This window comes from Bacteroides sp. GM023 (assembly GCF_014750685.1).
Lineage (GTDB): Bacteria > Bacteroidota > Bacteroidia > Bacteroidales > Bacteroidaceae > Bacteroides.
Genome location: NZ_JAAXGE010000005.1, coordinates 607371 through 623891, shown reverse-complemented (window position 1 = coordinate 623891; position 16521 = coordinate 607371). Strand labels below are relative to the sequence as shown.

Sequence of the window (16521 nt, the reverse complement as noted above, 5' to 3'; positions counted from 1 at the left end):
TAAACAAATAATACGTCTATGAACAATACCCTTATCCTCTGTCTTGAAATTATTTTCTGGTTTACCCTGTTCGTTGTTTTCTACACGTATCTGGGTTACGGAATTGTGCTTTATATTCTTGTCAAGCTGAAGGAGCTTTTCGTGAAGCCGGTGAAACGTTCGCTGCCGGCATCGGACAATGAGCTGCCGGAAGTGACGCTTTTCATCACTGCTTTCAATGAGGAAGATGTGGTGGATGAGAAGATGGAGAATAGTCTTGAGCTTGATTATCCTGCGGATAAGTTGCACATTGTATGGGTGACGGATGGTAGCGATGACGGGACGAATGAGCGTTTGCAGACTCGTTGGCAGGGGAAAGCGACGGTCTATTTTCAGCCGTTGAGACAGGGAAAGACGGCGGCGATGACGCGCGGAATGACGCTAATAGAAACGCCATTAGTCGTATTTACAGATGCCAACACGATGGTGAACCGCGAAGCGATACGGGAGATTGTGCTTGCTTTTCAAGACGAGAAAGTGGGTTGCGTGGCAGGCGAGAAACGGATTGCTGTGCAGACGAAGGACGGGGCGGCTGCCGGTGGTGAAGGGATTTACTGGAAGTATGAGTCGACGTTGAAGGCGTTGGATGCACGGTTGTATTCGGCTGTGGGGGCTGCGGGAGAGTTGTTTGCCGTACGCCGGGAGTTGTTCGAGGCGATGGAGCCGGATACGTTGCTGGATGATTTTATTCTTTCTTTGAGGATTACGATGAAGGGGTACACGATTGCTTATTGTACCAATGCGTATGCTATCGAAAGCGGATCGGCGGATATGCGGGAGGAAGAGAAGCGGAAGGTACGTATTGCTGCGGGTGGATTGCAGTCTATCTGGCGGTTGCGCCCGTTGCTGAATCCTTTCCGGTACGGGGTGTTGAGTTTTCAATATACGTCGCACCGGGTGCTGCGGTGGTCTGTCACGCCGTTTCTGTTGTTCGCTCTCTTGCCGTTGAATGTAGCGATTTTATTGCTGGGTGGTTCGACGGTGTTTTATGGGGTATTGCTCGGATTGCAGGTTCTCTTTTATGTTTTAGGGTATTGGGGATATTACCTGTCTACCAAGCAGATAAAGAATAAGTTGCTTTTCATTCCGTATTATTTTCTTTTTATGAATGTCAATGTGCTGAAAGGAATACGCTATCTGAAAAAGAAGAAAGGAAGCGGAGCCTGGGAAAAGGCAAAGCGGGCGGAGAAGTAAAAACAAATCATTGAATCTTTTGTTATCTTAATGGGACACGACAGTCTCAATCATCTAAAAAAAAGAAAACAGACATGGACAGAACATTACATGATGCAAGTAACGCACAGAGAATACTGAAACTGACGGCTGATACGATGCTGTTGGTGGACAGGAACGGTGTCTGCATAGACATCGCTTCCTATTGTGATGCATGGTTTCTGCAAGCAGATGTACTATTGGGTAAGAATATATTCGAACTTCTGCCGGAATATACACGGGAGAGGGTGATGCCCGTCTTCCAGACGGTAATCGAAGAGCAACGGAGTATCAGCAAGAATTTCAAGCTGGTGCTGAAGGGTGAGACGTATTATTTCAAATGTCTCATGTATCCGTATGATGATATGGTGCTCTGCCAATATCGCGACATCACGCAAAGAAGCAATGTGAAACGTAAACTGGAACAGACGAACCGCACACTGCGGGAGATTCAGAAGGTGGCTCAAATCGGGCAATGGACGTACAATACGAATGAGAATGTTTTTCATTATCAGGGTTACACGGGTGTGTTATCGACTGAGGAGACGCAGCATATTCATTTCGACAAGTACAGGGAATTGATTGTCAAGGAAGATTGCCATACTTTTGACGAGTGGTGTAACAGGAATCTGGAAGGTTTCAATACGGAAAGTATCAGTTATCGTGTTCGTGTGGACGGACGAATATTTTATATGCGTATTCAGACTTATCTCCGCGATCAACTTGCGGACGGCAGTCTGAATGTCGAAGGGTATATTCAGAATATCACGGATATACAACTTCGCAGAAATGATATTAATACACTGACACATGCTATCAATAATGCGAAAGAGAGTATTTTCGCTGCCAAGCCTGACGGGACGGTTATTTTTGCTAACCGTCGTTTCCTGCGCAATCATGGCATAGCGGAGAACAGGGATATCAGTCAGTTGAAAATCTACAATGTGGCGGCGGATTTGCCTACGCAAGAGGCATGGCATGCCCGTTGCAGGAACGCTACGGATGGTGGGAATAATACGTTCATTGCTCCTCACCCATCAAAGATCAACAGGGATATTCTGGCTTATGAATGTACGATGTACAAGGTTACCAATGATTCTGGGGAAGAAAGTTACTGGTCGTTCGCGCATGATATTTCCGAACGGATGCGATATGAGGCTCAAATCAAGCGATTGAACTTGATTATGGATACTACCATCAATAATCTTCCTGCGGGAATTGTGGTGAAGGAGATTAATAATGACTTCCGGTATATTTACCGTAACCGGGAGTCGTACAACCGGGATCTTCTCACCGGTACTTCCATCGGTATGAACGACTTCGATTATTATCCGTTTATCGTGGCGGAAAAGAAGCGGCAGGAGGATCTTCAGGTGGCTTCTACTGGAAAGGGATTGCACTGGACAGCAGAAGGCAAGGACAGGAACGGGAATCTGATTATTCTCGATAAACGGAAGATACGGGTGGATGGGGACGAGCTCTCCTCTCCTATCATCGTAAGTATCGAATGGGATGTCACGGAGCTTGAGATGATGAAGCGGGAACTTATGTCGTCGAAGGAGAAGGCGGAGATGTCCGACAATCTGAAGTCGGCTTTCCTTGCTAATATGAGTCACGAGATACGTACGCCGCTGAATGCGATCGTCGGTTTCTCGCATCTGATCGCTGAAAGTGATGATGCGGAGGAGAGAAAGACGTATTATAATATTGTCGATGCTAATAATGAGCGTCTTCTGCAATTGATTAACGAGATTCTCGATTTGTCGAAGATTGAATCGGGAATCGTTGAGTTTTCTTTTGGCCCTGTCAATCTGCATCATTTATGCAGGGAAGTGCATGATGCGCATATTTTCCGTACTCCGCAGGGGGTGAGTCTTGTTTACGAGCCTTCGGACGAAAGTCTGATGATTGAAACGGATAAGAACCGGGTGTTCCAGGTGATTTCGAACCTGATTGGGAATGCGGTGAAGTTTACGAAGGAAGGTAGTATCAGTTATGGTTATGAGTTGGTGGACAATCAGATTGTTTTCCATGTGACGGATACGGGTACGGGCATTGAACCGGAGAAGGTGGGACGTGTCTTTGAACGTTTCGCCAAGCTGAATCAGCATGCGCAGGGGACGGGATTGGGATTGTCTATTTGTAAGTCAATCGTTGAACGGCTCGGCGGACAGATTTCTGTCAGTTCGGAAGTGGGAAAGGGAACGACGTTTACATTTACTTTGCCGTACAGGGGCAGGAGTGCCGCAGAAAAGGATTTGTCTTCGGAAGGTGAAGGCGTTACGGCAGCGGCAGTGAATGGTGGTTCTGCTTCGTCAAATGATGGCTCTGCTTTGCCAAATGGCGATTCTGCTTTGTCCAATGAACGTGATTCTTCAGAAGGAAATGATTCATCGTCCGGCGAAGCGGAAAAAGATTGGGATAATGTTAAATCAGCCTGTATTCTGATAGCCGAAGATACGGACAGTAATTTCGACTTATTGGAAGCTATTCTTGGCAAAAAGCATCGTCTTATACGTGCACATGACGGAATGGAAGCGGTCACGATGTATGATGAGGTGAAGCCGGATCTTATTCTGATGGATATAAAGATGCCAAATCTGGACGGATTGGAAGCTACGAAAATCATTCGCGAACTGTCTGCGACGGTGCCTATTATTGCTCAAAGTGCTTTTGCTTATGAACAGGATCGGAAAGCGGCGCAGGAAGCGGGATGTAATGATTTTATAGCAAAACCGATAGCGCATGATAAGCTAAAGGCGATGATAAAGAAGTGGTTACCATCTTCGTAAAATTGCATGACGCATAGTTATACAATGCGATACATGGATATACAACGCGTTGCATGGTTGTATAATGCATTACATAGTTATATAGTGCGCTACATAGTTATATAGTGAACTACATAGCTACATAATGTGCTACATAGTTACATAATTAGTAAACAACATTAGATTATAGTAAATAACTTATTAAATTAGATGAAAGCCTTTTACAGACTATTTTACTACATATCTATCCTGCTGACCGGTGTCTTGGCAGGTGTAACAATAGCCGGTGCCTTTGCAGGCAGCGCTACACCGGACAGTTTTAAATTGATGCCTTTCATCGGTTTAGGTTTGCCCATTCTTCTGTTGGCTAACCTTGCCACTGCCATTTATTGGACTGTCCGCTGGCGATATTGGGTTTTCATTCCTTTGATTGCTATATTTAGTAATTGGGGATATATCAGCTGTGTGCTCCAGTTCCCTCTTTTCAGTCCGGCTTCGAAGCCGATAGTCAAAATTGGTGGATATACTCCGGGAGTTTTAACCATAGCTACTTACAACGTCGATGCTTTCAATCACGAACATACCGGATACTCATGCAAAGAAATCGCTTCTTACATGAAGAATCAGAAAGCAGACATTCTTTGTTTCCAAGAGTTTGGTATCAATGATGAATTTGGGATTGACAGTCTTTGCGTGGCTCTCGCCAATTGGCCTTATCACTCTATCCCTTCATCTCCCGAAGGAACAAATCTCCTGCAACTGGCTGTTTTCAGCCGCTACCCCATCAAAGAGGAAAATCTTATTATCTATCCTGATTCCAAGAATTGTAGTCTTTGGTGCGATATTGAAATCAATGGCAAAATGCTCCGCTTATTCAATAATCATCTCCAGACAACGGAAGTGACTCAAAACAAGCGTAAACTGGAAAAGGAACTCCGCAGAGATGATACGCAACGGGCAGAGCGTGCCGCCCTCACTCTCATGGACGGACTACATGAGAACTTTCAGAAACGTGCCGTACAGGCTAATCTTCTCAACCAACTGATTACTGCTTCCCCCTATCCTACTCTAGTCTGTGGTGACTTCAACTCGCTGCCTTCGTCTTATGTGTATCATACTGTGAAAGGTGACAAACTGCAAGATGGGTTCAAAACAAGCGGGCATGGGTATATGTACACTTTCAAGTATTTCAAGCATCTGCTAAGAATCGACTATATCCTCCACTCACCGGAGCTGAAAAGTACGGATTACTTTTCACCGGACTTGAATTACAGCGATCATAATCCGGTGGTGATGAGGGTGAGGATGTAAAAACACCAATAGTAAATACAAAAAAAGAGAGGATGTATCCGCTGTGATACATCCTCTCTTTATATATATTTCAAAAATATTTCCGATCTACGATAATCAATTAAAGATATAGCGTAAGCTGAACATCACACGGTATGTAGAAGCTGTGTTCGCATAATTCTTATAAGTAGAATTTAAAACTTGACCGCTAGCTTTCTGCATCGTAAATGTTCCGTCACCATTATCTTTCAATGGAGTAGTAGAATTTACTGTCTTGTATAATCCCCAGTCTTTATTAAGAAGATTAGCGAGATTCTGAATATCTACACCAAATTGCAACAAATTCTTCTTACCACCTATCATCATATAGAAATCCTGATTGAACTTGAAATCTAACTGATGATGCCAAGGCATCACTGCACCACCACGTTCTGCATATTTACCCAAACGTTTTTTGAGATATTTGTCTTGCTGAACAAAATTCCAGAAATCTTCTTTCTGCTGTGCCGCGGAATAGGTTACTGCACCTGTTTGCTCTGAGGTCACATCTTTGAAAGTCAATTCATCTTTAGTAGCAGGTACATATATTAAATTATTAGCGCCGCCATCACCTACAATATTAGTAGTATAAGTATATGAATAGCGGGAATAAGAATAGCTTCCACCCGCATAGCCCAGCGGTGCACCTTCGTAGATAAATGAAACACTTGACCTAAAGTGCTTAGCATAAGCTTTTGAGTAACCTAATGAGGCAATAATACGATGAGGTGCTACGTAAGTACCGTAACCTAATTCGTGGTCATTAATACCATTAATAGAATATGTATTGGTTTTATATGCAGAGGTAACCTGGTCGCCAATACCGTCTCCATAAGAACGAGCACGGGAATAAGTATAAGCGAATGAAGCATCTAAGCCAAAATTAAATGATTTATGCAACTGTGCTGTCAACGACAAATAATAAGCTTTTGAACCACCATTTTCTATCAAATAAGCACCTGTATTGTTATTATAACTCTTATAGGCAGTACGTGTATCGTTTTTACTGATTGTTTTCGTTCCATCAGCATAAATATTAGCATTGGAAATAACAGCCGGATTAAAGTCGCGGTTGTAAATACCTTCCAGTGTAAAGTCAATATCACCTGGTAACTTGGTGTCAAAAGCTAATGAAGTTTTCCAAGTAGCAGGCATCTTCAAATCTTTATCAATAATAGTAGGACTGCCAGGAATACTTACTTGTGGAGTAAAACCACCTTTATAAACATCATCCAAAATATCATTCACATTCGTATGGAAATTAGGGGCAACTGCACCGGCAGTAGAGCTTTTACCAATATTATAACCATATTGCGTCTGACCTACACCTGAATTTCCTACTGCCGAAACTAACCAAACAAATGGCAAACGTCCTACAAAATATCCCGTACCACCACGTAGCACATACTTACGTTCACCAGTAATATCCCAATTAAAACCAACACGCGGAGAAACTGACAATGAATTACCAGGTTTTTGATCTGTAGTAAATTTGCGGTCACCAAACTCCAGTTTTGCATATTCAGCATTATAATTGTCCTTCAATGAAGGATACACGGGTAATTCAAAACGCAGACCGGCAGTCAATTTGAAGTTCTCATTAATGTTCCACTGATCTTGAACATATGCCGAGTATTGCATCTGTCTCATTTGAGAAGTGAACTGTGATAAATCCGCTGAATTAGAGTGAGTAATCAAGAACGAAGAAGGCTTTCCGCCCGTTACAAAGTCATTCCAGGATTTAAAAATATATGCACCGTTTGCGCCCTGCATATAGCCATTCACAGCTTTATTATGTTCAAACTGCAAACCAGCCATAAAGTTATGTTTCCCCCATGTCCAGGTAGCTTCATCTGTGATAGTAAATGACTTCACTTGACGAATGTTTCCTTCCGTGAATAATTCTGTACCAAACATAGCATATACTGCACCGTCCTCCAAAATGTAAGTAGTCGGGAAAGCTCCACCATCATAAGAACGCGGTTCATCTTGATATGAATAGGTTCCACGCAAAGTATTATTCAGTATCCCCCATTTTGAATTCCATTCGGCAGCAATAGACGTAAATCTCTGCTCTTGACGATAACGGGTATTTCTAAAATATAGTCCTTCGTCAGAACTAGCTCCTTTTCCGGAAGAAATACCTTTGTCATCATCACCAGGAAAAATTGTAGTAACTGTCATTGGAGAAACAGAAGTGGAAGGGGAAGCGTCATATCTATTATTAGTCTTAGAGAAACGAACGTTTACTTTGTTGTTCTCATTAATATTCCAGTCTACACGCGCCAAAAACTTATAGGAAGGGACTTTTACATTATATCCTTGATAAGCTCCCGGATCGTAATCGTATGTCTTAATCAGATAATCACGAATCTCATCCATCTTGGAAGCAACAGGACGATGAATACCGCTCTCACCATATTTCTCATCAGTGTTATTACGCGCACGCGCAATAGGACCTGCTGTCAAATCGTCTTCATATTCTCCATTCACGAAGAAGAACAATTTATTCTTTATAATAGCACCACCCAAAGTAGCTCCATAAGTATATTGATGAGACTTTTCGAGTTCAATTGAGTTATCACCTACTCTGTCACCAATCAAATTATTGTTTGTGAGGAATGTATAAGCAGAACCTGTCAATTCGTTTGTACCGGATTTAGTTACTGCATTGATAGCCGCACCCGTAAAACCACTTTGACGAACATCGTAGGGAGTGATTGAGACGGATAACTGTTCTAAAGCATCCAAAGAGATAGGAGCGCCGCCCGCCGGTAAGTTAGAGCCAATACCGAAAGCATTGTTGAATGAAGCCCCGTCCACTGTCACAAATGACTGGCGATAGTTACCACCACCGGCAGCAAAACCATTGGATGTTGTGTTTGATTGCGGAGATAAACGCATTATATCGTTCATGCTACGGCTCACCGTAGGTATAGAAGCGATTTTTGCACTGGTAAGGTTGGTTACAGCCCCTGCCCTGTCAGACTTCATATTGCTATCTTTAGAAGCAGTCACTACTACTTCGTCCAATAGTTCCGAACTTTCTTTTAGAGATACATTCAAAACATAATTTTCTCCCAACAAAAGGTTGATACCTTTGTAAATGGCAGTTTGATAACCAACATAGGAGATTTCCACCTTGTATGGGCCACCGGTACGCATACCTTGCAAAGTGAACTGTCCGCTGACATTAGTCACAGTACCATAGCGAGTTCCTGATGGTTCGTGAATGGCTACGATTGTCGCACCGATAATGGGTTCTTCTTGTGCAGTTACTTTACCACTCATCGTGGCAGTAGTGACCTGCGCACTGATACCCACAGCAGCCAAAAGGGCAATAACCGTAAGAATAAATCTTAATCTTTTTAACATAAGTACTTTTAAAATTTGTTCTCTAATATATTATATTTCTCTGAATCAGCGGCAAAGATAAATAAAAACGGGACATATAGATTATATTAGTATTACATTTTTTAAGGGTTGAATAAAAAAAAGGTTTAGAGAGAGCCTAAACCTAAAAAAAACATCGGAGAGGAATTTATCCCCTCCGATGCCATATAATCTATCAACAAAATGAGTGTGTTTTACTCTTCAATTCTGCTTCTACAACCACGCTTATTCTTGAACTGACATATTCTTGATTTCCGTAGTAGTAGCAACTGCAGCGTCACTTCTGTAACGGAATGCAATATGAACATTCTGTTCTTTGTATGCGCTCAAGTCAACAGGTGTCACAGTTGAGAAAGTCCATGAGTCACCAGCCGGCATACCTTCCACCGTCAGCTCAGTCCAATCGGCATCTGCTACATCTCCACCGTCATAATTGGTAGATATCATCACATTGAGGTAGTTGGCTAGTTCTCCACTTCTCAAATAGTTGATGGCAATATCAAATTTCAATACGGGCACTGCTGATTTCTTCAGACTGATTTCCGGCGAAATAAGCCAACTGTCGGTCACTTTATTGCTACCGGAGTAACCAGTGCCTTTCCAGCCATAAACTTTGTCTAATGTCCAAACGTTGCTCAAGTCACTCAACTCAACATTCTGAACAGTAAAGCCACCATCATCGCCATTCAGTAATGAAGAGGAATAGTAAACTTTTGCTTCTGCCCATTCGCCTTGTGACTTCAAGAATATGATTGTGCTCGGTGTGGCAACAGTAGTTTGAGTCCAAACGGCACCGTCATAAACAAACTCAGTAGCGGCAACTGCCAAATTTGAATCTGTATAATAAACAACTACCTTTATATCGTCTTTCTTAGCATACGGATAATTCTGCTTCAAATAGATAGGCAAAGTTTCTGCAGGCTTGGATACATAAGAACTACCTATTGCAGTGTAATCAGCAGGTTGAAGTACTGCCACACTTGCTGCAGTAGTGGTATACGCTTTCCATTTATCAGTAGCTACATCGTAACGATAAACAGCAGAGGTAGTAGGTTTAGCACCTGCTGCACGAGTCATGCCGAATGCTCTTACATTATCTGCGGTTGCCGCTGTAACGGTATTAACCATTGTATAAACAGTTCCAGGCTTCGAACCGATAAGGTAACCTTTCACTATAACTTGCGTATTATTGAGACCTGCGTCGATCGTAGTCTCATCTACATAAGAGAAATTTACTCCCACTGTAGTACCATCTACTTCCACACTATAAGAATTATAGCTACCACTATCTTTTATAATCAATGTGCCTGTATATGCAACATAAACAGCACGTGGAGCAGCTACATAAGCATCCACATCCGCACCATCCATATTTTGGGCAATCAATCCATTTACCGAAGTGTTGCCTTCCGATTCTTTTTCAACTTGCAAACCAGTAGTACCAAATTGCATCAGACCGTTATAACTGGAAGTTGTTCCGGTGACAGATACAATATCACCTATTTTAGAAGTCGGAACTTTGTTTTCATATACCAGAATACTACCTGTACCATCTGTCAACATAAAGCCTCTTGTATAGGTGGCTGCAACCACACCTCGCGTCTTATATGTACCAGCTTGAGACAAAGCAATTAATCCTACTGGTATTGCGGTAGTTTCAGAGCTGCCAACAGGTACTACTGATGTAGCAATAGTGTTCACATATTTACTGCTACTTGCGCCAACAGCATATCCGGTGACTTTTACTTTTTGATCCACCCAAGCATTATCAATTGCTATGGGATACTGAACACGCCCCACTGCTGTTGTAGTACCTTCAACCGCAACATTAAAATATTTACCATCTGAAATAGTCAATGTTCCTTCATAAGTAACATATTCTACTGGTTGAGTCGTAAGATAAGCATCCATATCTGTCGCACTCATATTTTTCGGTGAAGTAGGATATGCAAATGTAGTTTTACGATCTACTACTGTTACCTTTGCCTCTTTAGAGAATTGGAAAGGAGCACCATAATAAGAACTAATATCACCTGAAACCGTCACCACATCCCCTAAAGAGAATGAAGGCAATGCATTCAGATATACCATTATAATACCCGTATCATCTTTTACAAGAATACTTCTGCTATTAGCAGCTACAACTTCGCCTTTTACATCATATTTGCCTGCGCCTGCACTGATAGCATCAGCAATATTCGTATAGGTTGGTTCCGGCTCTTCTCCACCACCTGTACTCGGCTCTGTTTCAGAATAAGCATAATTGACTAAGCGCATAGCACCGTCAGCAGGGTTCTTCACGGCTTCTGCCAAAAGGTTAGGAATCTGTCTTACTGTAGACGGAGAAAGGAAGGAAGCAGATACTGCATCACCCCACACTGTCTTGTAATCATCGGAAGTCAACTCATAGGTAGAGACGCTATTGAAGTCTTTCAGATATTCGGGAAGTTCTTCAAAGTTATTGTAATTGACAGTCATCTTAGAGCCATCGCTCAAATAAGGATACTTATCGCTGATATATGCAGGTAGATACCATGCAGCAAGCGCATCTTCTGTGAAGAACTTATTTTTACCTACTGCTTCCAAAGCACTGGCATAAGTAGTTTCTCCTTCCGAATCTTTTGATGCTGCCAGTTCTTTATTGGCAGGCAAACTCGCAATGGTTTTGTATTCAGTATCTTCGAGCGTTAACGTAACATTTTGTACATCCGTAGCATTAGCGAGTTCATCATATCCCGGAAAGTTGTCTTCGTTGTAGTCGCAACTTGCCAATAGTAGCAAGGTAGCGCACATACTAAATAATATTTTTTTCTTCATAATCTGTCTTGGTTTAGAAATTGAACTTCAATCTTATAGAATAGGTACGACCGAAACCATAGAGTACGCGTGTAGCCGATTCCCAATCATGACTACTGCCATCACGAGCATCAGCGATATATTCCTGATCGAAGAGGTTATTAACGTTACCACTCAGAGTGGCACGTACCTTTCCAAAATCGAACGTGTAGCCTGCACTCAAATCAAAGGTACTGTAGGACGGTATCTTCCACGGACTGCTCACAACAATTTCCTGACCCATTTTTGCACTTCCCGCACTGATGTCATAATCGGCATAGTTGCGTGCAAAAAAGTTCCAATCTGCCGCAAGACGCACACCTTTCACCGGACGGAAAGTAACTCCCAAGGCTGCTGTGGTCTGTGCAGAACCACCAACAGAAACATCGTCCATCTTGATGTTTGCCTTATATTGCTCTGAATTTGACATATCTGTAACAATAGTACCAATGGTAGCATCTGACAACATCTGGCCAGCGGAGTTGAAATAATAACCGGTAGCATTACCAGTCCAACGCCAATCTCCCCAAGAGAACATACCATTGACTTCCATCCATGAAAATGGTTTAGCCATAAAATCTAACTCAATTCCCCAGTGATCCGCATTGGCACCAGTCATATTCAGCGTGTATCGGTCACCATCTCTCATATCACCGCTAGCATACAAAGCTTTATCCATCCAGCGTGTGTAATATGCATTCAGATTTGCAGTGAAGAATCCGCTACGGAAACCATAGCCCATTTCGAAAGACATGATTTTTTCATTCTTCGCATCATCATTACGCGCATGAGAAGTCTGTGAGTTAATAAATGAGGTATCGAACATCGGAGCACGGCTGATATAACCTGCATTAGCAAACACATTATTATATTCGTTAAGATTATAGTTGATACCACCCTTGATATTTCCGCCCAAGTAGTTCTTGGTAGAAGATTTTGCCTTGTTTTTACTGTAATACATACGATCATAACGCCAATAGCCAGTGTTAGAAACTCCACCGGAAACAAAAGCACTAAGTTTATCCTTATTGTATTCCAACTGTGCGAAAACGCCTTCCTGTAAAACCAAACCGTCATAGTCACGTCTCAAAACGTCTCCCACACCTAGTTTAGCATTTTTAAAATTAGGGTCGGCAGCTATAGGATTATTCTCAGCATCCACATTTTTACGATTATTAGAATCGACAAAGTATTTACCACCAAACAAGTCGGTAAGAATATCCTGATGCAAACCTTTATAATAACGAAGGTCGATACCACCATAGAAGTCTAAGTTTTCACCGAATTTTGTAGTATAAGTAGAGAGCAAGCCATACCACAAGTGATTGTTCATCATCTTACTCATTACCATTTTGGAACCTGTGGTGCTCTCTGCATTCATAGTCTGAACTGCATCATAGTCAAATGTTCCGTCAGATCTGCGGAAGTCGTTGTTTACTAATCCGTTTGTAGAACCATACCATTTGTTGCTGTAAGTGCTGTCTCCCGTTCCTCTATATCCGTCACCACGACCGATGGATACATAAGCAGCAGTACTCAGACTTGACTTTTGGTCAATTTGCCACAAGTGGTTTAATGAGATTTGCGGTTTGTGATAAGAGTTTCTGGCTGAGTTGTAAACTTGGCCGTTTCTATAACCGAAAGTTGAGTTATACTTATATGGACTGTCATCACCCATATATTGTTTCACACGTTGCCATTCTTTAATACTAAGACCATTCTGATTGCTACGTTGATTGTGCCACTGAGGAGCGCCAAAAGCAGTCAATGTCAGTTGATGATTATCGTTGAAACGCTTAGCGATACTGGCAAACCAAGTGTATCCTTCAAATTCAGTTCCTTGGATGTAGCCGTCACCCCAAGTCTTACCACCCAGCAAAGTGAATGCCCATCCGTCCTTAGAAAGACCGGAAGATACACTGAACAAAATCTTGTTGTAACCATCATTACCCATACCATAAGATACGAAACCGCCCTTTTTAGCATCTGTACTCTTAGTTATAATATTGATAGAACCACCGACAGCCGGAGAAGAGACTTTTGATGCACCCAAACCACGTTGTACCTGCATACTACGAGTCACATCGGACAGACCAGCCCAGTTAGACCAATATACCTTTTGGTTCTCCATACCGTTCATCGGCACACCGTTGATCATCATTGCCACGTTTTCGCTCTTGAAACCACGCACGTTGGTTTTAGAGTCACCGTAACCACCGCCATCTTTTGTGGTGTATATACCCGGAGTAGATTTCAGGATTTCAGGAAATTCCTGCGAGCCCAACTTTTCTTCAATAAACACCGGGTCGATTGTAGACACAGCTACCGGAGTTTTACGTGCAACAGCAACAGATGAAGTTATTGTAACGTCTGCCAACATTACCGCATCCGGCTGCATCTTAATGACACCCAATTCCACAGAAGCGCCTTTCTGCGTAATTTTCTTTTTAAGTTCTTTATAGCCCACATACTTAAATAGTAATGTGGCATTCGAAGCAACGCTTTGCTTGAAAAAACCGTCAATGTCGGTCGTAGACCCTTGTGTAGTACCTTCTGCTATTACGGCAGCTCCTACCAGCGGTTCACCAGTCTCTGAATCGACAAGCTGACCACGCACTGTTGTCTGGGCAAATGCTACAGTACTAAATACTGACAGCACAGCGACTAACAGGACTTGAATTAGAAATTTTCTCATAATTCTTCTTTTAGTTAATAGATAGTGTTAATCAACCTTTAAAATGTGTTCCTAAGTTGCAAATATAATATTATTAAATAAGATAATCATTACAATTACACTACATTTTTTTAAGGAGCTAAAGCATTGTTGAAGTTTGTTAAAACAAGAAAGCCCCGCAATTGACTGCGGAGCTTTCTTTCTATCACAAATTGAATGTTTTTTCTTTCAATATAAAAGCTAACTTAGTCAGTCATTAGCTTTCTATAACGAACGCGTTTCGGTTCTTCATTTCCTAAACGCTTCATTTTATTTTCTTCGTATTCCGAATAAGAGCCTTCAAAGTAGAATACATTGGAGTCTCCTTCGAAAGCAAGGATGTGTGTACAGATACGGTCAAGGAACCAGCGGTCATGGGAAATAACTACTGCGCAACCTGCGAAATCTTCCAAACCTTCTTCCAAAGCACGCAATGTATTTACATCAATGTCATTGGTAGGTTCGTCGAGCAATAGTACGTTACCTTCTTCTTTCAGTGCCATCGCCAAGTGCAGACGGTTTCTTTCACCACCGGAGAGGACACCGCAGAGTTTTTCCTGGTCGCCACCGGAGAAGTTGAAACGGGAAAGGTATGCACGGGCGTTCACGTCACGGCCACCCATACGGATTAGCTCGTTACCGCCGGAGATAACTTGATAAACACTCTTGTTCGGATCGATGTCGCGGTGTTGCTGATCTACATAGGCCACTTTTACAGTCTCTCCCACTTCAAACTCACCTTTGTCTACTGTATCCATACCCATAATCAGACGGAATAAGGTAGTTTTTCCCGCACCGTTGGGGCCGATTATGCCGACAATGCCATTCGGAGGAAGCATAAAGTTCAAGTCGTCAAAGAGAAGTTTGTCACCATAGGCTTTTGCTACGTGTTTGGCTTCAATTACTTTATTACCCAGGCGAGGGCCGTTCGGAATAAAGATTTCGAGTTTTTCTTCTTTTTCTTTTACGTCTTCATTCAGCAATTTGTCGTAAGAGTTAAGACGGGCTTTACCCTTTGCCTGACGGGCTTTCGGAGCCATACGCACCCACTCCAACTCGCGTTCCAACGTTTTACGACGTTTGCTGACTGTTTTCTCTTCCATTTCCATACGTTTGGTTTTCTGTTCCAACCAGGAAGAGTAGTTACCTTTCCAGGGGATACCTTCGCCACGATCGAGTTCAAGAATCCATCCGGCAACGTGATCTAGGAAATAACGGTCATGAGTTACAGCGATAACTGTACCCTCATATTGCTGCAAGTGCTGTTCCAGCCAGTCGATAGATTCTGCGTCCAGGTGGTTGGTAGGTTCGTCCAGCAACAGGACGTCAGGTTTCTGCAATAGTAGACGGCAGAGGGCTACACGGCGACGTTCACCACCGGAAAGATTGACTACCGGTTGGTCTTCGGGCGGACAGCGGAGGGCGTCCATTGCGCGTTCCAGTTTGCTGTCGAGATTCCATGCGTCTGTTGCGTCAATAATATCCTGTAATTCACCTTGACGAGTAAAGAGAGCATCCATTTTATCCTGATCCTCATAGTACTCGGGCAGACCGAATTTCTGATTGATTTCTTCGTATTCTGTAAGTGCGTCAACAATGGGTTGCACACCTTCCATTACTACCTCTTTTACTGTTTTTGTGTTGTCTAAATGAGGTTCCTGTGCTAGGTAACCTACAGAATATCCGGGTGAGAATACTACTTCTCCCTGGTAGGATTTCTCCAAACCTGCGATAATCTTCAATAAAGTTGATTTACCGGAACCGTTCAAACCGATAATTCCGATTTTCGCTCCATAAAAGAATGACAAGTAAATGTCTTTCAGCACATTTTTATTGGGTGTAAAAGCTTTGCTTACCCCCACCATCGAGAAGATTATTTTTTTATCGTCAGCCATATGTAAGATTATATATTGTTGATAATGGCACAAAGATAAGAAAAATGTTTGAAATCCTTTGGAGTTATAAAAAAATGTTCTACCTTTGCACCCGCATTCGAAAGAAAGCATATAAGGATTGATTCAGTAGCTCAGCAGGTAGAGCACAACACTTTTAATGTTGGGGTCCTGGGTTCGAGCCCCAGCTGGATCACGAAAATAAAGAAAAGCTCCTGAATTTCAAGAGCTTTTCTTTATTCATATTGATATTATTTCTCTTATCATTTACTTTAATATTCCAAGACGGATTTTCTTCATATCCTCCTTTTTCCAAAATAATATTTCCAGTGCCAGT

At 42.3% G+C, this 16521-nt stretch carries 7 protein-coding genes and 1 tRNA gene; 4 read left to right on the top strand and 4 right to left on the bottom strand.

The window, feature by feature from the left end; genetic code table 11:
* Nucleotides 1-18 precede the first annotated feature (18 nt).
* From HC965_RS13390 to HC965_RS13380, 3 genes are all read left to right on the top strand, one after another.
* Nucleotides 19-1233, top strand: coding sequence for a glycosyltransferase family 2 protein (locus tag HC965_RS13390; protein ID WP_191031918.1), 1215 nt, complete (start codon nt 19-21; stop codon nt 1231-1233).
* Nucleotides 1234-1307: 74 nt separating this feature from the next.
* The gene (locus tag HC965_RS13385; RefSeq protein ID WP_191031917.1) at nt 1308-4043 is read left to right on the top strand and encodes an ATP-binding protein; all 2736 of its coding nucleotides are present in this window, start codon (nt 1308-1310) and stop codon (nt 4041-4043) included.
* 189 nt (nt 4044-4232) lie between these two features.
* Nucleotides 4233-5333, top strand: coding sequence for an endonuclease/exonuclease/phosphatase family protein (locus HC965_RS13380; RefSeq protein ID WP_191031916.1), 1101 nt, complete (start codon nt 4233-4235; stop codon nt 5331-5333).
* 96 nt (nt 5334-5429) lie between these two features.
* Here the strand turns inward: HC965_RS13380 and HC965_RS13375 are convergent, their stop codons facing one another.
* The 4 genes from HC965_RS13375 to ettA form a co-directional block, all read right to left on the bottom strand.
* Entirely contained in the window at nt 5430-8726 is a 3297-nt protein-coding gene (locus tag HC965_RS13375) for a TonB-dependent receptor domain-containing protein (RefSeq protein ID WP_191031915.1), read from the bottom strand.
* A 243-nt stretch (nt 8727-8969) separates the two neighbouring features.
* Entirely contained in the window at nt 8970-11561 is a 2592-nt protein-coding gene (locus tag HC965_RS13370) for a choice-of-anchor J domain-containing protein (protein ID WP_191031914.1), read from the bottom strand.
* Between the two features lie 13 nt (nt 11562-11574).
* Nucleotides 11575-14274, bottom strand: coding sequence for a TonB-dependent receptor (locus tag HC965_RS13365; protein WP_191031913.1), 2700 nt, complete (start codon nt 14272-14274; stop codon nt 11575-11577).
* A gap of 224 nt (nt 14275-14498) precedes the next feature.
* Nucleotides 14499-16187: an energy-dependent translational throttle protein EttA gene (gene ettA, locus HC965_RS13360; protein WP_191031912.1), complete on the bottom strand. Its 1689-nt coding sequence runs from the start codon at nt 16185-16187 to the stop codon at nt 14499-14501.
* 120 nt (nt 16188-16307) lie between these two features.
* Here ettA and HC965_RS13355 point away from each other — a divergent pair.
* Nucleotides 16308-16380 (top strand) — tRNA-Lys (locus tag HC965_RS13355).
* Nucleotides 16381-16521 lie beyond the last annotated feature (141 nt).